Below are 21,108 nucleotides of genomic sequence, written 5' to 3' on the forward strand. Positions count from 1 at the left end.
CTAGATATGAAAACCATTAAAATTATTGCAATCTGTTTAACAACATTACTAACTATTAACGCTAACGCCAAGGAAAAAATTAGAGGTAATGGAAAAGTTATTACCGAAAACAGAACGACTGGAGAATATGACAAGATTTCTATTGGAGGATCTTTTGAAGTCGAATTAGTTTCTGGAAAAGAAGGAAACATTACCATAAAAGTTGAAGAAAATTTAGCACCTTACTTAATTACCAAAGTTGAAAAAGGAGAATTAAAGATAAAATGGAAAAAAGGGAAAAATATTTCTCATAAAAAAACCATTTATATAACAATTCCATTTAAAGACATTAATGCGGTTGCATTTGGCGGATCTGGAAATGTGGTAGGCAAAGATCCTATTAAGTCCGACAATCTTGCTCTAAGTCTTGCTGGATCAGGAGACATGGACTTAATGGTAGATGCAAATACAATGGGAGCAAGTTTAGCAGGTTCGGGTTCAATTGATCTTCAAGGAACTACAGACTCCATTAAATATGCTATTGCAGGGTCTGGAAATATAAGAGGGTATGAATTAGAGGTAGGTGATGCGAACGTAGCTATCTCGGGGTCAGGTAATGTTTCAGCAACCATTAATGGTAAATTAAATGCTAAAATTTCTGGTTCTGGAAACGTACGTTACAAAGGAAACCCTTCTACAGAAAGTGTTAAAGTTTCAGGTTCGGGAAGTGTTTCAAAAAAGAATTAAATTGCTTTTGAACTAACCAAAACTAAAAAAGCCAAGTTTAAACTTGGCTTTTTTTTATTTAAAAATTTCTATACTTCGTAGTGTCATCAAAGACTTGCTGCAAAATAGTTTCTTCTTTTTCGTCAAAATCGAGTTGCTTACGCTCCATTACCGCGGTTGCAACCTCCTTTACCTTATTCATTTGATATACCGAAAAACCTTTTGTTCCACCCCAAGCAAATGAAGGAATAAAATTTCGTTGAAAGCCTGCTCCGAAAATATTAGTACTTACTCCAACAACAGTTCCCGTATTAAACATCGTGTTAATTCCACATTTAGAATGATCCCCCATCATTAAACCGCAAAACTGTAAACCAGTTTTAGCAAAACGTTCAGTTTCATAACTCCAAAGTTTCACCTCTGCATAATTGTTCTTTAAATTAGAATTGTTTGTATCTGCACCTAAATTACACCATTCACCAATTACTGAGTTTCCTAAATACCCTTCATGTCCTTTGTTTGAATACCCAAAAATCACAGAATTCTTAACTTCTCCTCCAACGGTACAATTGGGTCCAATTGTAGTCGCCTGATAAATTTTAGCACCCATTTTTAAGGCTGAATTCTCTCCAAGTGAAAACGGACCTCTCACATTACACCCTTCCATAACTACAGCATTTTTACCAATATAAATTGGGCCATCTATTGCGTTTAAAGACCCTACGGTTAATTCTACACCCTCCTCTATGAAGATATTCTCTTTATTAAAACAGTGTATAGAATCTGGGATAGTTTCAGAGTCACGGCCTTCCGTTATTAAATCAAAATCTAATTGAATAGCCTCTGCATTCTTAGAAAAAATATCCCAAGTGTTTTTTATCTGCAATACTTCTTGTTCAAATTCAATCTGGTTATAGGTGTCAAAATTCTCAACCTCTTGTGAGTCTGTAGCAAAGAAAGCGATAATCGCATTGTTTTGAACAACAGCTTCATTCTCTTTTAAACCTTTAACAACCTCAACCAACGCATCTGTAGGCAAATACGAAGCGTTAATCATAATGTTCTGCTCCATTTCCACCATAGGAAATTTCAATTCTAAATACTCCTCTGTCAAAGTACTAGTAGAATACCCTAGGTAACGCTCCCATTTTTCTCGAATTGTAAGGATTCCAATTCTAATATCTGCAACCGGTCTTGTATATGTAAACGGTAGTAAAGTTTCACGAACTTCACCATCAAAAAGAATATAATTCATTTTCAATTTTAATTTTGAGCAAATATAAAACAATGAATTATATCAAATGAGTTTTTTTGAGTATTCAATAAAGACTTAAAGGTCATCTTTTATACAAATAAAAATCCAGTATATGTAATTTATGAACCATAGTTACGTCTTATTAAAAAACTTAAACAAACTTTACTATGAAATCTAATCTATTTATTTCTGTTCTTTTTATTTTAAGTTTAACAATTTCATGCTCATCAGATGATGATGATGTCATGAACCCTTCAAATCCAAACACTTCTGTAACATATGCCAATAGTATAAAATCTATAATGGATAGTAATTGTAATAGTTGTCATGGAAATCCCCCAACAAATAACGCCCCTATGTCGTTAACCTCATCGGCATTAGTGCAAAGTGCAATCAATTCGCGCGATTTGATAGGAAGAGTTGAAGATGGTTCTATGCCTCCTTCCGGAAACCTCAGTTCAAGTCAAATTAGTGCCATTAAAAATTGGCAAGCCGGTGGTTTTAAATAAAATTCACGTTTCTAAAACACCCTTGATAAATTAAACCCGAAATAAATATCCCCTTCAGACCAATCACCTGCAGCATTTGTTAAAAAACCTGCGTCGTACATAGGCTGAGCATTAGTAAGATGTAATTGAAATACATGCCCACCTGTCTCAATATCGACTCCAATAGATAATGGGTTTCTAAAAATACTATTCGATGCTCTATTGAAGTGATATGCGTAATCAATATTAAATGTAACAAATTTCGAAAGTTTATATCTTCCTCCTCCACCTAGTGCATATTGCGTGTTATCTTGCATATCATTCTCCACAAAATTTTCATGAAATAAAATTGGCACAATCTGTAACGATAATTTCTCAGTAATTTTTCTTGATATCATTAATTGAGTTAAGTATGTTAATCTATGCTTAAACTCAAAATTCATATAGTCGTCCTCATCAATACCTGTGTTAATTGCAATACTGCTAAATCCTACAACATTAAGTGGAAAACCATGCTCTTGTTGTTGTATAAACCGATATTTAGATGTAATATCATAAACTTTATTGTATGAACTTCTGGATACTCCGAAATTTAACCAATCCGTAAATCCATAAATTAGACTAAATCTTATCGATGAAGTATCTAACCCAAAAAACTCATCTATACCACCTTTAATTGATCCAAACCTGTGGGCAATAACAAAGTAAAAATCTTTTTGAGCCGCCAATTTGGTAGACTCTATATCAACAATTTTCAATCCTTTAAATGCTGATGTAACGGTACTATCTAAAACTACTTCTTCTTCTAATTCACTCAGCAATTCCTCTTGAGAAAATACAACACCTGAAATAAGAATACTTAATAACATTAAACTAAAATTTCTCATAACTAAAATTTCTATTGTTTTATAATTATACACTGATCTAACTTCAGTTCTTCCAAAAGTTCATCATATCCAATAAAACGTCCCTTTATCTTAACAGTTGTATTTAGATTTAAACTCTTTGAATCCAAATTATAACAAACAATTCTATCATCTAACATGACAAAATCTCTTTCCAAATTTGTAACTTCACCTTCAATAATAATTATTTTATTAAGATACTTATTTGTGCTTTCATCCAAATTCAATTGAAACTCATCTAGAATATCATTTGAAAATAATGTATAGTCAGGTCGCTCTAGTTGAATATTTCTGTGAGATTTATAGATGTAATTATACCCGACAATTCCTAAAACAATTAAAATTAAAAATCCAATCTTCATTTTATTCATTTCAAAAAGTATTAATTCATTTCTTAAATATAGTGGTAATTTTTAATGTTTTTAATCATTAAGCAATTGAATTTCAATTCTCCAAGCCCGAAATAAAAAAATAAATCCTATTTATTTTTCTATATTTGTTTAAATTCATCATTGAAATAATGTAGCTCATGAAGAAAATTAACCTAGCTTTAGTAGTATTTATTTCAATTGTTTATTTTTCTTGTTCTAATGACAGTACAGAAGATTTAAATCCTCCAATACCTGTCGATATTAATTACACAAACGATATTAAACCAATTATGGAAAGCCATTGTAATAATTGTCATGGAGCCCCTCCTACTAATGGAGCTCCAGTTTCTTTAACAACCTATGATGAAGTTAAAAATGAAACACAGAATGGTGAACTAATTGATCGCATTGAGAGACCGCAAGGAACTGCTGGAGTAATGCCTCCCGGAGGAAGCACCTTGACAAGTGCGCAAATTCAAACAATTAAAGATTGGATGACAGAAGGATTTAAAGAATAAAATCATGAGAGTCATATTTATTTTAACTTGCTTAATTCTAATTTCTAAAACTGCTAACTCGCAAAAATATTTTACAAAAAGTGGGGCTATAGAATTTGAAGCCTCAGTTCCTTCATTTGAAGAAGTAAATGCGAAAAATAAAACGGTGACGGCAATAATGAATGTTGAAACTGGTGAATTAGCGGCATTGGCATTGGTCAAAGCTTTCAGATTTAAAATTGCACTAATGGAAGAACACTTTAATGAAAATTATGCTGAATCTTCTAAATTTCCAAAAACAACTTTAAAAGGTGTTATTCAAAATTTTAAATTGAACGAATTAACAAAAAATAGAAAACAATTTTACATTGAAGGAGAAATTAGTTTTCATGGTAAAACTAAAAAAGTTCTTATCGAATCTTATATTTCGCTAGACAATAGTCAAATTATTATTTCCTCAGAATTTATATTGAATCCTGAAGACTTTGATATAGAATTAGCAAAGGTGGTTAGAAATAAAGTTGCCGATGAAGTAATTGTATCTACCAATTTTATTATGGCACTTAAAAAATAAGTTATTAATAATTAAAAGCCCTTTTTCAAGGGCTTTTAATTATTTACTCAAATACATTTTTCTTCGAGAATATAGTTCGTAGAATTGATCGTCTTTTAAACTATCTATAAACAAAATACTTTCTCCAGTCGATTTCATTTCAGGACCCAAATTCTTATTTACATTCGGAAATTTATTAAACGAGAATACAGGCTGCTTAATTGCATATCCATCCAATCTTGGGTTGAAATTGAAATCTGTAACCTTCTTGTCTCCTAACATCACCTTAGTTGCATAATTAACATATGGTTCTTGGTATGCTTTCGCAATAAATGGCACAGTTCTAGAGGCTCTAGGGTTCGCTTCAATAATATAAACCATATCATCTTTTACTGCAAATTGAATATTAATCAATCCGACAGTTTTAAGTGCTCTTGCAATTTTCTTAGTATGGTCTTTAATTTGTTGCATTACAAACTCACCTAAGTTAAATGGAGGCAACGTTGCATTTGAATCTCCAGAGTGCACTCCACAAGGCTCAATATGCTCCATAATTCCGATGATATACACATTACCATCTGCATCACAAATCGCATCTGCTTCTGCCTCGATGGCTCCATCTAAATAGTGGTCCAATAACAATACGTTACCAGGCATTTTTCGATGCAAATCAACTACATGTTTTTCAAGATCATCTTTATTAATTACAATCTTCATTCCTTGTCCTCCTAATACATAAGATGGTCTTACCAAAATTGGAAAATCTAACTCATCTGCAATGGTGAGCGCTTCATCGGCGTTAGTTGCGGTACCAAATTGTGGAAAAGGAATATTTAACTCTGTTAACAATTCAGAGAAACGACCTCTATCTTCAGCTAAATCTAAAGCCTCAAAGCTAGTTCCAATAATTTTGATTCCGTATTTTTCTAGTTTTTCTGCTAGTTTTAATGCAGTTTGTCCTCCCAACTGAACAATTACACCTTCAGGTTTTTCATGCTGAATAATGTCATAAATATGCTCCCAGAAAATTGGTTCGAAGTATAATTTATCAGAAATATCAAAATCTGTAGAAACTGTTTCTGGGTTACAGTTAATCATAATAGTTTCATATCCCGCTTCACGTGCAGCTAGTACACCATGCACACAACAATAGTCAAATTCAATTCCCTGCCCAATCCTATTAGGGCCAGAACCTAGAACAACCACTTTCTTTTTATCAGAAACTACACTTTCATTGTCAGCAAATGATTTTCCATTAATAATACTGTTGTTTTCAAAGGTTGAATAATAATATGGCGTTTCCGCATTAAACTCTGCGGCACACGTATCTACTAATTTGTATACCCTGTTTATATCTAACTCCTGACGTTTTTTATAAACTTGACTTTCTAGACACTCCATCATATGTGCAATTTGTCTATCGCCATATCCCTTTTGCTTTGCCTCTAATAACAAACCTTTTGGTAATGTCTCAATCGTATATTTAGAGATTTCCTTTTCTAATAAATACAATTCTTCATATTGCTTCAAGAACCACATATCTATCTTTGTGATTTCATGAATTTTACTTAGAGATATCCCCATTTGAATAGCATCGTAAATTACGAATACTCGATCCCAACTCGCATGTGTTAGTTTGCTAATAATTTTATCGTATTCTTTGTATCCTTTTCCATCCGCACCAATTCCGTTTCTCTTAATCTCTAAGGATTGTGTTGCCTTGTGCAATGCTTCTTGGAACGAACGTCCAATTCCCATCACCTCCCCAACAGCTTTCATCTGAAGTCCTAAAGTTCTATCTGACCCTTCAAACTTATCAAAGTTCCAACGCGGAATTTTTACAATAACATAATCCAAAGTAGGCTCAAATAAAGCTGAAGTTGTTTTAGTAATTTGATTATCTAATTCATCTAAGTGATATCCTATGGCCAGTTTTGATGCAATTTTTGCAATTGGATATCCTGTCGCTTTTGATGCCAATGCAGACGACCTAGATACACGTGGGTTAATTTCAATAGCAATGATATCTTCTTTCTCATCTGGAGAAACGGCGAATTGTACATTACATCCTCCCGCAAAATCACCGATAGAACGCATCATTTTAATGGCCATATCACGCATTCTTTGGAAAGTTGTATCACTCAAGGTCATTGCAGGTGCGACTGTAATTGAATCACCCGTATGGATCCCCATAGGGTCAAAATTCTCAATAGAACAAATAATTACAACGTTGTCATTTTTGTCTCTTAAAAGTTCTAACTCAAACTCTTTCCATCCCATCATGGCCTTATCAATCATCACCTCATGAATCGGTGAAATTTCTAAACCTCTTCTCAGTAACTCATCATAATCCTCTTCTTTGTGTACTATTGCTGCACCAGCTCCACCTAAAGTAAATGAAGAACGAATACATAAAGGAAAACCAAATTCTTGCGCAATTTCTTTACCTTTTAAGAAAGATGTTGCTGTTGCTTGAGGTGCCATTGGCACATCAATTTCGCTCATCAAATTTCTAAATTGCTCTCTATCTTCTGTAATATTAATAGCGTCAATATTTACACCAATTAATTCAACATTATAATCTTTCCATATTCCTTTATCATCCGCCTCAATACATAAATTCAACGCTGTTTGCCCTCCCATTGTAGGTAAAACTGCATCTACATTATGAATTTCTAAAATCTCAATAATCGACTTTGTTGTCAATGGTTTTAAATAAACATGATCCGCTGTTTCTGGATCTGTCATAATCGTTGCTGGATTCGAATTAATAAGAACAACTTCTATACCTTCTTCTCTTAACGAGCGAATGGCCTGTGTTCCAGAATAATCAAACTCACATGCTTGCCCAATTACAATTGGACCTGAACCTATAATTAAAACCGATTTTAACTTATTATTTTTTGGCATTTTAAAACTTTTATCTTGAGATGTTAAATATTATGGATTTGTTTCTTTTTTAAAAAAATAGTTATTAAAACTTATAAAAAGACTAAAAAAAAGGTGTTACTGAAAAACAGTAACACCTTGTATATAATTTTTTAATACAATCATTATTTCTTTGGTCTAGGATCTGAAGAAACACTTAATCTCTTTCTTCCTTTAGCTCTTCTTCTAGCTAAAACCTTTCTACCGTTAGCAGACGCCATTCTTTCTCTGAAACCGTGTTTGTTTCTTTTCTTTCTTTTCGATGGCTGATACGTTCTTTTTGGCATTACTTTATGTTTTAAATATCGTCTTTATTTTTATACTTAGCTTAAATTGCGAAATCCTCTGCTAAAAGTGGGGCAAATATACAATCATTTTTATATCTGACAAGTGCAAAATTACAAAAATTTAAAAAAATTTTATTCAGTCTTTTTAGGTTGAAAAAAGATATATTTGTTTAACTACAAAATAACGAAAACTATGTATCAAAAACCAATGTTAAAAGAAGGAAGTCTAGACGGAATGTCAATTGTTGTTACTGGCGGAGGAAGCGGTCTTGGAAAGGCAATGACAACGTATTTCCTCGAGTTAGGTGCAAAAGTTGCTATAACCTCTAGAAATCTCGAAAAATTAGAAACAGTAAAAATTGAATTAGAAGAAAAAACTGGAGGAACAGTATTACCAATTCAATGTGATGTGCGTCATTATGATCAAGTAGAGGCGATGTTACAAAAAACAGTGGATACTTTTGGAAAAGTAGACGGCTTACTAAATAATGCTGCAGGAAATTTTATTTCACCAACCGAGAGACTCTCAGCAAATGCTTTTGATACTATAATAGATATTGTACTAAAAGGGAGTAAAAACTGCACATTGGCTTTTGGAAAACATTGGATTAAAGAAAAGCAAGAGAAAGCAACAGTTTTAAACATTGTTACGACATATGCCTGGACGGGTTCTGCCTATGTAGTTCCTTCTGCTACGGCAAAGGCAGGTGTACTAGCCATGACACGCTCATTAGCCGTAGAATGGGCTAAATATGGAATACGTTCAAACGCCATTGCCCCTGGCCCATTCCCTACAAAAGGCGCTTGGGATAGATTACTTCCTGGAAACTTAAAGGAAAAATTCGACATGGCTAAAAAGGTTCCTGTTGGAAGAGTTGGAGTGCATCAAGAATTGGCAAATATAGCCGCCTATCTAATGTCAGATTACTCAGCATACGTTAATGGGGAAGTAATTACAATTGATGGCGGTGAATGGTTAAAAGGAGCCGGTGAATTTAATATGCTAGAAGAAATTCCAGAAGAAATGTGGGACATGTTAGAAATGATGATTCGAAGTAAGAAAAAGAAATAGCCATTAATTGTATGAATGAATAAAAAAATTGGTCTTAAGGAAGCCATATCTATTGGTATTGGCGGTATGGTGGGTGGAGGAATATTTGCTGTATTAGGATTAGCCGTATCGCTAGCAAAAGGTGGAACCCCTATTGCCTTTTTAATAGCTGGTGTTTTGGCACTAATTACCTCTTACAGTTACGTTAAACTATCACTTTCATTTCCAGATAGAGGAGGAACAGTTAAGTTCATAAACCAGGGATTTGGAAAATCAATTTTTAGTGGAGGTATTAATAACTTGCTTTGGATAAGTTATATAATTATGCTAGCCTTATATGCTTCTGCATTTGGATCTTACGCCCCTAACCTATTCCAACTAACCGGAGATAAGATATTCGACACCCATATATATGCTAGCTCCATAATTATTTTAGCTACAGCAATCAATTATTATAGCATTTCAGTGGTTGGTAAAATAGAGTCCTATGCTGTTATAATAAAACTTGTCATTCTTCTATCATTCGTTGCCATTGGATTGTATGGTTTAATTGGGAATCCAAATTTAAACCAATTAGTAGTGAGTAATTGGGAAACTCCCATTCATTTAATTGCTGGAGGTATGGTCATTTTTGTGTCATACGAAGGGTTTGAGTTAATTGCGAATGCCGCACCAGATATTATCAATCCGAAGAAGAACATTCCCAAAGCCTATTTCTACTCCGTAATTTTTGTAATTCTTTTATACATTATTATAGCGATAGTAACCCTAGGCTCACTTCCTTTTGATGAAATTGCGACGGCTGAAGATTATGTGTTAGCCGAGGCCGCAAAGCCCATGCTCGGAGAAGTTGGATTTACTATTATAACCATCGCTGCTTTAATTTCAACTTTTTCAGCAATAAATGCATCACTGTATGGTGGTAGTAGAGTAAGCTATGAAATTGCGGAAGACGACGAACTACCGCATGAGTTAACCAACGAACTATGGAATCAACCTATTGGATTACTAATAACCGCAATCGCTACATTAATAATTACAAACACCCTAAACCTAGAAAGTATTTCTACTGCAGGTAGTGTTGGGTTTCTGCTAATATTCGCAATTGTAAATTATGTTGGCTTTAAACTTTCTAAAGAAATAAAGGCAAACAAAATAATTACGTTATTAGGTTTTATAAGTTGTTCTAGTGCCCTAATAATTTTAATTTCTCAACAGTATAATTCTAACAAAGTTGGAGTTGTCATTGCTCTTTCGTTAATTTTAATTTGCTTTATTATTGAATATTTTTATAAAAAAACAGCATCAATAAAGAACGTCAATTCAAACTAAAGGGCTAATTTATTCTTAAGTTTTATATTATATTTGAAAATACTAACCCTTCTCTTTTATTAACCAAACTAAATAATAAATCACTATGATTTCACACATTAGTAATTCAGCACCCTTGAAAGGGATTGTACTTTTATTTCTAATTGCCTTTCAGTTAAATAGTTTATCTCAAGGCTTCGACGGCTATTACAGGTTTCCAGCGGTTCATGAAAACACAGTTGTTTTCACTGCCGAAGGCGATTTATGGACTGTCTCTCTAGATGGAGGGTTAGCCCAAAGATTAACAACACATCAAGAAGAAGAACGGTATCCAATCATTTCACCAGACGGAAAGACAGTTGCTTATTCCGCTAGTTATGAAGGGCCAACGGAATTATACACAATCCCAATTAATGGAGGACTACCTACAAGATGGACCTATGAAAGTTCAAGTGTTATTCCGAACAACTGGACTGAAAATGGAGAAATTGCCTATGCAACTAGAAATTATTCTACATTGCCAGATTGGCAAACAGTTAAATTAAATACTCAAACCAAACAAAAAAAGAGAATTCCTTTAAGTCAAGCTAGTGAAGCGTCTTTTGATACTACTGGAAAGACAATTTTCTTTGTTCGCCCTGCATATCATGGTAATGTAACCAAAAGATATCAAGGAGGAACCGCCCGCCAAATCTGGAAATTTACCGAAGGTATGGACGAAGCTGTAAAATTAACAACAGATCATCCAGGTGAAAGTCATCATCCTATGTGGATTAACAATAGAGTCTATTTTATAACGGATAGGGATGGTACAATGAACCTATGGTCTATGGATACGAATGGAGGTGATAAGAAACAGCATACAAAACACGAAGGTTTTGATGTTAGATATGCTAAAAACTCTAAAAACACCATTGTTTACCAACTGGGAGCAGACATTTGGAAATATGACGTAAATTCTAACTCATCTAATAAAATTGATATCAGGTTAGCAACTGATTTGGATCAATTAAGAGAAAAATGGGATGAAAACCCATCACAATATATCACAGCTGTTAATCCAAATAAGGATGGAAGTAAAATTGTAATTACTGCAAGAGGACGTGCCTTTGTAGCTCCAGTAAAATCAGGTAGGTTTATTGAATTTACACATCAAAAAAATGTTCGCTATAGAGATGCCACTTTCTCATCTGACGGAAAAAATATTTATACACTATCTGATGAAAGCGGTGAATTTGAATTTGTAAGCATGCCTTCTAACGGAATTGGTTCATCTAATTCAATTACTTCTAACGGATCTGTTTTAAGACTTGCCGGAGTTCCGTCACCCGATGGAAAATGGATTGCATATGATGATTTGGAAAACAACATGTTTATATTAAATATTGCTAGCGGAGAGAGTAAGAAAATTTCTAATAATGAAGAAGGCATAGGCTCTTTTTCGTGGTCACCAGATAGTAAATGGATTTCATTTGTTCAGTACGCTAACAATACAATGGCACAAATTCATATTTATAACCTAGATTCAAGTAAATCATTTGAATTAACATCTGATAGGGCAAATAGTTTATCTCCACAATGGAGTCCAGATGGGAAATTTATCTATTTTTTATCAGATCGAAGTTTTACCACTCTTGTTGGTGGTCCATGGGGTCCTAGACAACCGGAGCCTTATTTTGACGCAAGTGAGAAGTTATATCATGTAGCCCTGAATAAAGGAGTCCGTTCACCATTTAGACCAAATGATGAAATGGTTAAAAAGGAAGAAAAACAAGAAAAGAAATCAGAAGACAAAAAGATTTCAGTGACTATTGATATTGAGGGGATTGCATCTAGAATTATCGAAGTTCCAATTAAAGCAGGTAACTATAACGGATTAGCTATAAATAAAAAAGCAATTTACCTTGCATCAAGTTCGACGGGAATAAACAGTAAATCAAGTTTAAGCGCAGTTAAGATCGACAATAAAGATGTTAAACTAAAAACGATGATCGAAGGTATCCAAGGATTTAATTTGACTTCAGATGGTAGTAAAATTCTTGTAAGAAAAGGAAATAGTTTTTTTATGGTTCCAGCGGGCACAAGTAAAATAAGTGATTTAACTCAGTCCAAAATTGATCTAAGCGGTTGGAAATTTTCCATTACACCGCGTGAAGACTGGAAACAACTATTTACAGATGCTTGGAGAATGGAGCGCGATTATTTCTATGACAAAAACATGCACGGTGTAAATTGGAAAGGCATGTATGATAAATATTTTCCATTGGTTGATAGGGTAACAACAAGAGTTGAACTATCTGATTTAATTGGTCGTTTTGTTGGAGAATTATCGGCGCTACATACGAGCGTTCGTGGTGGAGATACTAGAGGAGATCAAAAAAATATTTCAGTAGCAAGTTTAGGTGCTAGATTCAGCAGAGACGAAAATGCTGGCGGCTATAGAATTGAATACATCTATAAAGCAGACCCAGATTATCCTGATGAAAAATCACCTTTAGACGACCCATATTTAGATATAAATGAAGGAGATATCATAACAAGTATAAATGGAGTTCCTACACTGTCATCTGTAGATATTGGAGCATTGATTAGAAATAAATCTGGAAAACAAGTTCGTTTATCTATTTCTAGTGGAAGTGTTAGCAAGGATGTTATTGTAGTTCCTTTTAATAATGAATACAATTTGCGCTATCGAGATTGGGAATACACAAGAAGACTCGAAGTTGAAGAAAAAACCAACAAAGATGTTGGTTATGTACACTTAAGAGCTATGGGAAGTAGCGACCTTAACCAGTGGTATAGGGAGTTTTACCCTGTTTTTGACAGACCAGGATTAATTATAGATGTTAGGCATAACAGAGGAGGTAATATTGAAAGTATCATTTTAGAAAAACTACTGCGCAAAGCATGGATGTATTGGAAATCTAGATCGGGTAAACCTTACTGGAATATGCAGTATGCTTTTAGAGGCCATATCGTTATTCTTGTTGACGGAAATACAGCCTCAGATGGAGAAGCTTTTGCAGATGGATTTAAAAAATTAAATTTAGGAATGGCTATAGGAACAAGAACATGGGGTGGCGAAATTTGGCTACACAGTGGAAATAGATTAAGTGATGGTGGTTTGGCCAGAGCTCCAATGATGGGAGTTTATGGCCCAGATGGAGAATGGCTTATCGAGGGTCATGGCTTTGAACCAGATATTGAAGTAGACAATTTACCTCATGCAACTTTTAATGGAAAAGATGCCCAATTAGAAGCGGCAATAGAACATCTTAAAAAACTAATAAAAGAGGATCCAAGAGAGGTTCCTCCTGTTCCTGCGTACCCAGACAAATCGTTTAAAAACTAACGACAACAAAATAATTGATAAAGTGATTTGAATCATTATTCAAATCACTTTATTATTATAATTAGATTTACAAATGCAATAATTGCTGTATTCTTATATGAAATCATCTACACTCAAAGAAATTAAAACAGAATTACAACATTGCTCTCAAAGCGAATTATTAGAGTTATGTCTTCGGTTAGGGCGCTTTAAAAAGGAAAATAAAGAACTCCTCACCTATTTATTGTTTGAGGCCAATGATGAAAATGGTTACATTGAAAGTGTAAAGGAATATATAGACGAACAATTTGAAGAGGTAAATACTAAGAGTTACTACTTTATCAGGAAAAGCGTTCGAAAGATTTTAACGAATACTAAAAAGTTCATTCGCTATTCTAAGAATAAAGAAACTGAAGTAGAATTGCTGCTCTATTTTTGTAAAAAACTGAAGGATTTTAGGCCTTCCATAAAAAGAAGCGTTCGTTTAATGAATGTTTATACTCGGCAATTGGCTATGATTGAAAAAACAGTAAGTGGATTGCATGAAGATTTACAATATGACTACCAATTGGAAATTGAGAGATTGGGTAATAGTTAATCGTTTCAACTTAATCATTCTTTTTCTAACTAGTCAATCATAATTCAATACTCATAACTTCTATCTTACTACCTTTGCATTAAATAAAACGAAGTATGCACTTTAGCGAATTACCTTTAGATAAATCAATTTTAAAAGCCATCAAAGAAACTGGGTACGACGCTCCTACCCCTATTCAAGAAAAATGTATCCCATTAGTTTTAGAGAATAAGGACATTATTGCATCTGCTCAAACGGGAACTGGAAAGACTGCTGCCTTTGCGTTACCAATTATTGAAAAATTGATTTGGCATCAAAATTCAAAAAAGAAAGGAAAGAAGATTCGTGCATTAATTGTAAGTCCAACCAGAGAATTGGCAGTTCAAATTCAAGATGATTTTAAAACCTATGCTAAATATACCAATTTAAGAACGACCGTAGTTTTTGGTGGCACGTCTATAGAACCACAAAAAGACGTTCTAAAAAAAGGTGTTGATGTTTTAATTGCAACGCCGGGCAGATTGTTAGATTTAAGAAAGCAGGATATTTTAAGTTTGAGCCATATTCAAACACTAGTGCTAGACGAAGCCGACTTAATGTTAGATATGGGCTTTTATGATGATGTGAACAAGATTGTAAAAGTATGCCCCAAGAATAGGCAGGTACTCTTATTCTCGGCAACCATGCCAAAAAAAGTATTACAACTGGCGAACGTGATTCTTAACAATCCTGAAAAGGTTGAGGTTGCTGCAAACTCTTCTGCTGCTAAAAATGTAAACCAGTTATTATATTATGTTCCTCGAAAAAAGAAATTAGAACTTTGTTTACACCTATTACGAAATACAGTAAAAGGAAGTATTCTTATTTTTAGACGTACTAAGTTTGGTGTTGACAAACTTGAATCTTCACTTAAAAAAAACGGCTACAATGTTACTTCTTTGCATGGTGATAAATCTCAAAGTGCGCGACAAGAAGCCTTGAACAAGTTCAAGAATAATGACGTTAATATTTTAATAGCAACTGATGTTGCTGCAAGAGGTATTGACATTAATAGTTTAGATGCTGTTATTAACTTTGACTTACCTAATATTCCGGAAACCTACGTTCATAGAATTGGAAGAACAGGTAGAGCAGGTGAATCTGGCAATGCATATTCTTTTTGCGGAGCAGACGAAATGAATTACATCAAAACAATTCAACAATTAATTCAAAAGAAAATTGAATTGGTTGAAGATCATCCATATCCAATGGATAAAAACACCAAAGCAATAAATCATAAAGGTTCGGGAAGTAAAAGTACCAATACCAAACCTGGTAAAAAGAAAGGGCGTAAATCAGCCAATTCGAAAAAGAACAAGAAACGCTGGTATTAACTTTGAATTAATATTAGTTTCCTATTTTTGTTTAACAAAAAAAGAAACTATGAAAAATGCACTTTTAACTTTACTGTGCATTACAACTCTATTTGCTTGTAATTCTGAAAAATCAAATTCTAATTCGGATGCTAACGCTGAAACAATTATCTATTATAATGGTGAAATTGTTACCATGGAAGGGAAACAAGGTAGCACAGTAGAATCCGTTGTAACCAAAAACAATAAAGTTGTTTTTACTGGGAGTCAAAAAGAGGCTCGATCTAATTACCCAAATTCGAATCAATTTGATTTAAAAGGAAATACAATGTTTCCTGGGTTTATTGAACAACATATGCACCCTTTTCTAGGGGCCTTAACATTAGTTATGAATGTAATTGCTCCAGAATCATGGGAATTACCTTCAAAGACATGGAAAGGCGTAGACAATGAAAAAGACTACTTCGCTACCTTGACTGATGTTGAAAACTCGATGGAAAATCCTGATGAAATCCTCCTAAGTTGGGGCTATCACCATAATTTTCACGGAGATCTAAATAGAGAAAAATTAGATAAAATAAGTGCAACTAGACCTATCTTGATATGGCACAGATCGGTTCATGAGTTCTTTTTGAATTCTGTTTTAATGGAGCAATTGGGAATGACTGATGCATGGGCAAAAACTTTTTCTGAAGAAATTCAAGGACAAATTAATATTGAGAAAGGCCACTTCTTTGAAGCGGGAGCAATGATAGCTTTACTTCCAAAAATATTTGAAATCATTGGTCCAGAAGAGAATATTAGAGAAGGATTGTATCAAATGGTAGAAATGTTACACAATAATGGAATTACTGCCTATAACGAGCCTGGTGCATTTATTATGCCAACTCATGTTAAAATCTATAAGGAGATATTAGGTGATGTTAAAACTCCAATGTATTCCTTTTTTACACCAGAAACCAAAACTCCTTTTTATCAAAATAAAGAGAAAGGCGATGAAGCTGTTGTTAAGGCTGTTGAAGATATTACCACTATGTTTCCTGAAACTGGAAAAATTAGATTTTTCAAAAAAACGGTTAAACTCTTAATAGATGGTGCCATTATTTCTCAATTAATGATGATGAAGGGTGGTTATACCGATGGACATCATGGTGAATGGATACAACCACCTCAAGAAATATCAGACGTGTTTGATATTTTTTGGGAGCGAGATTATCAAATACTAGTTCATGTAAACGGAGACAAAGGATTGGAGGAATTGCTTAAGGTAATTGAACGTAAAATGAAGGAGTCTCCACGTGAAGACCATAGAACAACCATAATTCATTTTGCCAATTCTACCGAAGCGCAAGTAAAGAAAATTTCGGAATTGGGATGTATTGTTAGTGCAAACCCGTACTATGTTACAGCATTTTCTGATAAATATGCTGAAGTTGGATTAGGTCCAGAACGTGCGAATGCCATGGTAAGGTCAGCTTCTGTGGAAAAATTGGGCATCCCATATTCATTACATTCAGATTTACCTATGGCACCTGCCAACCCTTTATATTTGGCATGGTGTGCAATTACTAGAGAAACATTGAACGGTAATCATCCTAGACCAGATTTGCGATTATCATTGCATCAAGCACTAAGAGGAATTACCATTGATGCAGCGCAATCTTGGAGAATGGAAAATGAATTAGGTTCAATTAAAAATGGAAAAATTGCAAACTTTACTATATTAAAAAACAATCCCTACAAAGTTGAAGCAGAAAAATTAAAAGATATTGAAGTACTGGGAACTGTATTTGAAGGTAACCATTTTCCAATAATTAAATAAAAAATTATGATAAAGAAAATTCTATTAGGTACATTCATCGCACTTGGCTTAACCTGTTATTCTCAAGAGGAACAAAAAGAATCAGAAGATTTAGCATCTAAAATTCAAAACCCTATTGCCAGTTTAATTAGTATCCCATTTCAAAATAATTACGATTTTGGTGAAGATATTAGACCTACAAACACTTTAAATTTCCAACCAGTTTATCCATTTAAGTTATCGGATAAAGTAAATTTAATTACCAGAACAATAATTCCAATTGTAAGTGGCCCAATTTATCCTGAAGGGCGTAGAGACGGGATTGGGAACATTAATGTTTCAATGTTTTTTACTCCAGCAAAAGCTAGTAAATTTATTTGGGGTGTAGGTCCAACTTTTATGTTTCCAACGATAGAACAAGGCTTGGGGTTTGATAAATTCGGAATTGCACCATCGGTAATTGGATTATACCAAAACAATGGTTGGACTGTTGGAGCAATCTTTGAAAACTTTTTTGGTGTTGCTGGAAATAGCAATAACGACCTAAATTTTTTCTATTCTCAGGTTTTTGCAGTTAAAAACATCAAAAATGGCTGGTATGTGAACTCTGCTCCTATTATTACGGCAAATTGGGACGCACCAGATAGTAACAAGTGGACAGTACCTATGGGTGCTGGATTTGGAAAACTATCTAAAGTCGGTAAATTACCTGTAAACTGGCAAATTGGATTCTATAAATATTTAGAAAGTGCCACGAATGCGGATTATCAAATAAGAGCGCAATTAGTTTTATTATTTCCTAAATAAATAATTATGAAGTTACTAGTTTCTGTTATATCGCTTATTATATTACAATCCTGTCAACCAAAAATTGAAAAGGATGAACTTATTGTGTGGATAAATAGTGCTAAAGTTGAATGCTCAGGAGTAGGTAAAATGACTTGTTTGCAAATTCAGAAAAATGTAGAACTAGACTTAACTCAAGACTGGGAATTTTTCTATTCTAATATCGAAGGATTTGAATATCAACCTGGATATTTTTATAAATTAAAAGTCAAAACAGAGAAAATTGAGAACCCTCCTGCCGATGGCTCCTCTATTAAATATACATTGGTTAAAGCTCTAGAAAAGAAAGAAGATTTACGTTATACCATTCATGATATCTACGCGCTCACGAACATAAATGGCAAAAATGTTTCTTCAGAAAATGTAGAACAAACACCTACATTGGAAATTAATGTTTCAAAAATGGAAATCTTAGGCACGAATGGATGTAATAATTTTGGAGGTAGCATATCTAAACTAGAAGGAGATAAAATTGAGTTTGGTCAACTAAGAGAAACATTAAAAATGTGTGAACACATGGATGTTTCGAGTTTGTATTCTAAAGAATTAGGAAATGTTAGATCCTTTAAAAAAGAACATGGCGCTCTTGTTTTTTATAATTCAGAAAACAAAATCATTCTCAGTTTTAAAAAGGTTGATTAAAATTTATATTTTAGAGCCTTTAAAAACTCCAACTTATGAACTTATTTAAATTCAATTACATTCCTCTTAACAAAGATCTAGGACTTCTATTATTACGTATTGCATTTGGCTTTGAAATGATTTATGGCCATGGCTGGAAAAAGTTAATTAATTATGATACCCGATTCCATTCTTTTCCTGATGTAATTGGTATTGGTAGTGAAGCTAGTTACATCCTAGTTACTTACTTTGAATGCTTTGGTGCATTGGCGGTAATATTAGGATTATACGCTCGTTTTCATGCCTTAGGGCTCGCCATTGTGATGCTTGTAGCATTTGTTGTTTCTCATGATATGCTACTTATTGGAAGTGGTAATGGTGAAAAACCATTTCTTTATTTCTTTGGATTTTTACTAATATTCTTGAATGGTGCTGGAAAATATTCAATCGACAGAAAAACTGGAGTTCGTTCTTAGATTCTGATTATTACAACATTATAAGCCCCTTAAAATTTTATCAGTTTTAAGGGGTTCTTTTTTTGCCAACTAAACAAGAGTTAGTACTTTTGCCCAAACCTATACACAATGAAAAAAACCAAATACGTTTTTGTTACAGGAGGCGTAACTTCATCACTTGGAAAAGGAATAATTGCAGCATCTTTGGCTAAACTCTTACAAAAAAGAGGCTATTCCGTAACCATTCAAAAATTAGACCCATACATTAATATAGATCCAGGAACACTGAATCCTTATGAGCATGGAGAATGTTTTGTTACTGATGATGGTGCTGAAACGGATTTGGATTTAGGGCATTATGAACGTTTTTTAAATATTCCTACATCACAAGCTAATAATGTAACTACAGGTCGTATTTATCAATCTGTAATTAATAAAGAACGTAAAGGTGAATTCTTAGGGAAAACTGTTCAGATTATCCCTCATATTACAGATGAGATTAAAAATAGAATTCAAATTTTAGGGAATACCGGAGAATTTGATATCGTAATAACAGAAATTGGTGGAACAGTTGGTGATATTGAATCATTGCCTTATGTTGAATCTGTTCGTCAATTATTATGGGAATTGGGTGATGAAAATGCAGTTTCTATTCATTTAACATTAGTACCTTATCTAGCAGCCGCAGGCGAGTTAAAAACAAAGCCAACGCAACATTCGGTTAAGATGTTGATGCAAAGTGGTGTGAGTCCAGATATATTGGTTTGTAGAAGTGAACATAAATTAAACGATGGTATCAAACGTAAATTGGCTTTATTCTGTAATGTAGAAAAAGAAGCAATTATAGAATCTTTAGATGCTGAAACCATTTATGATGTTCCGGATTTAATGTTAGAACAAAAATTAGATGAGGTTGTTCTTAAAAAACTAAACCTAGAATTCGACGGGACTCCAGAACTTGATGAATGGCATCGATTTTTAGATGGACATAAAAATCCAAAAAACACGGTTCATATTGGATTAATAGGAAAATATGTTGAACTTAAAGATGCGTACAAATCAATTTCTGAAGCCTTTATTCATGCTGGCGCCCATAATCAAGTAAAAGTAAAATTACACTGGATTCATTCTGAAGATTTAACTTCAGAAAACGTTCCTTCAAAATTAGAAGGATTAAACGGTGTATTGGTTGCACCTGGATTTGGAGATAGAGGTATTGAAGGTAAGATTGATGCGGTTCGTTATGCTCGTGAAAACAAGATTCCATTCTTTGGAATATGTTTAGGAATGCAAATGGCAGTGATAGAGTTTGCCAGGAATGTACTCGGATTAACTGGTGCATATTCTACTGAAATGGATGAAAACACAAAGCATCCTGTTATCAACCTAATGGAAGAACAGAAATCTATTGTTGATATGGGAGGAACGATGCGTTTAGGCTCTTGGAAATGTGAACTAAAAGAAGGTACTAAAATTAAAGAAATTTACAACGAAGATATAATTGATGAGCGTCATAGACATCGTTATGAATTCAACAACAATTATTTAGAGCAAGTTGAAAAGGCCGGAATGATTGCTACAGGTAAAAACCCAGACACCAATTTAGTTGAAGTAATTGAGATTCCTGAGCATCCATGGTTCATTGGTGCACAATATCATCCCGAATACAAGAGTACGGTTTTAAATCCACACCCATTGTTTGTCTCGTTTGTAAACGCTGCTTTGGAACACTCTTTGACTTAATACAAAATAGTTGACATTCCTATAAACACAA

The 21,108-nt window shown here is 33.7% G+C and carries 19 protein-coding genes; 14 read left to right on the plus strand and 5 right to left on the minus strand.

Going from position 1 to position 21,108, the window contains the following annotated elements:
* Nucleotides 1–6: 6 nt before the first annotated feature.
* Nucleotides 7–726: a head GIN domain-containing protein gene (locus RM519_RS11345; protein ID WP_311593930.1), complete on the plus strand. Its 720-nt coding sequence runs from the start codon at nt 7–9 to the stop codon at nt 724–726.
* Nucleotides 727–784: 58 nt separating this feature from the next.
* Here the strand turns inward: RM519_RS11345 and RM519_RS11350 are convergent, their stop codons facing one another.
* Nucleotides 785–1,960, minus strand: a complete 1,176-nt coding sequence (locus RM519_RS11350) for a GlmU family protein (RefSeq protein ID WP_311593931.1) — start codon at nt 1,958–1,960, stop codon at nt 785–787.
* Nucleotides 1,961–2,127: 167 nt separating this feature from the next.
* Between RM519_RS11350 and RM519_RS11355 the strand changes: the two genes are divergently transcribed.
* On the plus strand, nt 2,128–2,469 hold the full coding sequence (locus tag RM519_RS11355) for a hypothetical protein (RefSeq protein ID WP_311593932.1): 342 nt from the start codon (nt 2,128–2,130) through the stop codon (nt 2,467–2,469).
* 11 nt (nt 2,470–2,480) lie between these two features.
* Here RM519_RS11355 and RM519_RS11360 read toward each other — a convergent pair whose 3' ends face one another.
* The gene (locus tag RM519_RS11360) at nt 2,481–3,335 is read right to left on the minus strand and encodes a DUF5777 family beta-barrel protein (RefSeq protein WP_311593933.1); all 855 of its coding nucleotides are present in this window, start codon (nt 3,333–3,335) and stop codon (nt 2,481–2,483) included.
* Nucleotides 3,336–3,346: 11 nt separating this feature from the next.
* On the minus strand, nt 3,347–3,724 hold the full coding sequence (locus RM519_RS11365) for an OB-fold protein (protein ID WP_311593934.1): 378 nt from the start codon (nt 3,722–3,724) through the stop codon (nt 3,347–3,349).
* A 158-nt stretch (nt 3,725–3,882) separates the two neighbouring features.
* Between RM519_RS11365 and RM519_RS11370 the strand changes: the two genes are divergently transcribed.
* Together RM519_RS11370 and RM519_RS11375 are read left to right on the plus strand one after the other, a co-directional pair.
* Nucleotides 3,883–4,242, plus strand: a complete 360-nt coding sequence (locus RM519_RS11370) for a c-type cytochrome (protein WP_311593935.1) — start codon at nt 3,883–3,885, stop codon at nt 4,240–4,242.
* A gap of 4 nt (nt 4,243–4,246) precedes the next feature.
* A complete protein-coding gene (locus tag RM519_RS11375; RefSeq protein ID WP_311593936.1) occupies nt 4,247–4,795 on the plus strand; it encodes a YceI family protein in 549 nt (182 codons plus the stop codon).
* Between the two features lie 39 nt (nt 4,796–4,834).
* Here the strand turns inward: RM519_RS11375 and carB are convergent, their stop codons facing one another.
* Nucleotides 4,835–7,684, minus strand: coding sequence for a carbamoyl-phosphate synthase large subunit (gene carB, locus RM519_RS11380; protein WP_311593937.1), 2,850 nt, complete (start codon nt 7,682–7,684; stop codon nt 4,835–4,837).
* A gap of 143 nt (nt 7,685–7,827) precedes the next feature.
* Complete coding sequence (gene rpmH / locus RM519_RS11385) at nt 7,828–7,989, minus strand: 50S ribosomal protein L34 (RefSeq protein ID WP_070235330.1); 162 nt, start codon at nt 7,987–7,989, stop codon at nt 7,828–7,830.
* 193 nt (nt 7,990–8,182) lie between these two features.
* Here rpmH and RM519_RS11390 point away from each other — a divergent pair, with 193 nt between their 5' ends.
* The 10 genes from RM519_RS11390 to pyrG all read left to right on the plus strand — a co-directional run bounded on the left by RM519_RS11390 (nt 8,183) and on the right by pyrG (nt 21,077).
* The gene (locus RM519_RS11390) at nt 8,183–9,061 is read left to right on the plus strand and encodes an SDR family oxidoreductase (RefSeq protein WP_311593938.1); all 879 of its coding nucleotides are present in this window, start codon (nt 8,183–8,185) and stop codon (nt 9,059–9,061) included.
* A 15-nt stretch (nt 9,062–9,076) separates the two neighbouring features.
* Entirely contained in the window at nt 9,077–10,372 is a 1,296-nt protein-coding gene (locus tag RM519_RS11395; RefSeq protein ID WP_311593939.1) for an APC family permease, read from the plus strand.
* Nucleotides 10,373–10,457: 85 nt separating this feature from the next.
* Complete coding sequence (locus RM519_RS11400; RefSeq protein WP_311593940.1) at nt 10,458–13,703, plus strand: S41 family peptidase; 3,246 nt, start codon at nt 10,458–10,460, stop codon at nt 13,701–13,703.
* Nucleotides 13,704–13,800: 97 nt separating this feature from the next.
* The gene (locus RM519_RS11405; RefSeq protein WP_311593941.1) at nt 13,801–14,280 is read left to right on the plus strand and encodes a hypothetical protein; all 480 of its coding nucleotides are present in this window, start codon (nt 13,801–13,803) and stop codon (nt 14,278–14,280) included.
* Nucleotides 14,281–14,375: 95 nt separating this feature from the next.
* The gene (locus RM519_RS11410; RefSeq protein ID WP_311593942.1) at nt 14,376–15,632 is read left to right on the plus strand and encodes a DEAD/DEAH box helicase; all 1,257 of its coding nucleotides are present in this window, start codon (nt 14,376–14,378) and stop codon (nt 15,630–15,632) included.
* A gap of 49 nt (nt 15,633–15,681) precedes the next feature.
* Nucleotides 15,682–17,433: an amidohydrolase gene (locus tag RM519_RS11415; protein WP_311593943.1), complete on the plus strand. Its 1,752-nt coding sequence runs from the start codon at nt 15,682–15,684 to the stop codon at nt 17,431–17,433.
* A gap of 6 nt (nt 17,434–17,439) precedes the next feature.
* Nucleotides 17,440–18,219, plus strand: a complete 780-nt coding sequence (locus RM519_RS11420) for a neuromedin U (protein ID WP_311593944.1) — start codon at nt 17,440–17,442, stop codon at nt 18,217–18,219.
* Nucleotides 18,220–18,225: 6 nt separating this feature from the next.
* Nucleotides 18,226–18,900, plus strand: coding sequence for a DUF4377 domain-containing protein (locus RM519_RS11425; RefSeq protein ID WP_311593945.1), 675 nt, complete (start codon nt 18,226–18,228; stop codon nt 18,898–18,900).
* Between the two features lie 35 nt (nt 18,901–18,935).
* Complete coding sequence (locus RM519_RS11430; protein ID WP_311593946.1) at nt 18,936–19,355, plus strand: DoxX family protein; 420 nt, start codon at nt 18,936–18,938, stop codon at nt 19,353–19,355.
* 108 nt (nt 19,356–19,463) lie between these two features.
* Nucleotides 19,464–21,077, plus strand: a complete 1,614-nt coding sequence (gene pyrG, locus RM519_RS11435; RefSeq protein ID WP_311593947.1) for a CTP synthase — start codon at nt 19,464–19,466, stop codon at nt 21,075–21,077.
* Nucleotides 21,078–21,108 lie beyond the last annotated feature (31 nt).

Source organism: Urechidicola vernalis (assembly GCF_031846385.1).
Taxonomy (GTDB): Bacteria; Bacteroidota; Bacteroidia; order Flavobacteriales; family Flavobacteriaceae; genus Urechidicola; species Urechidicola vernalis.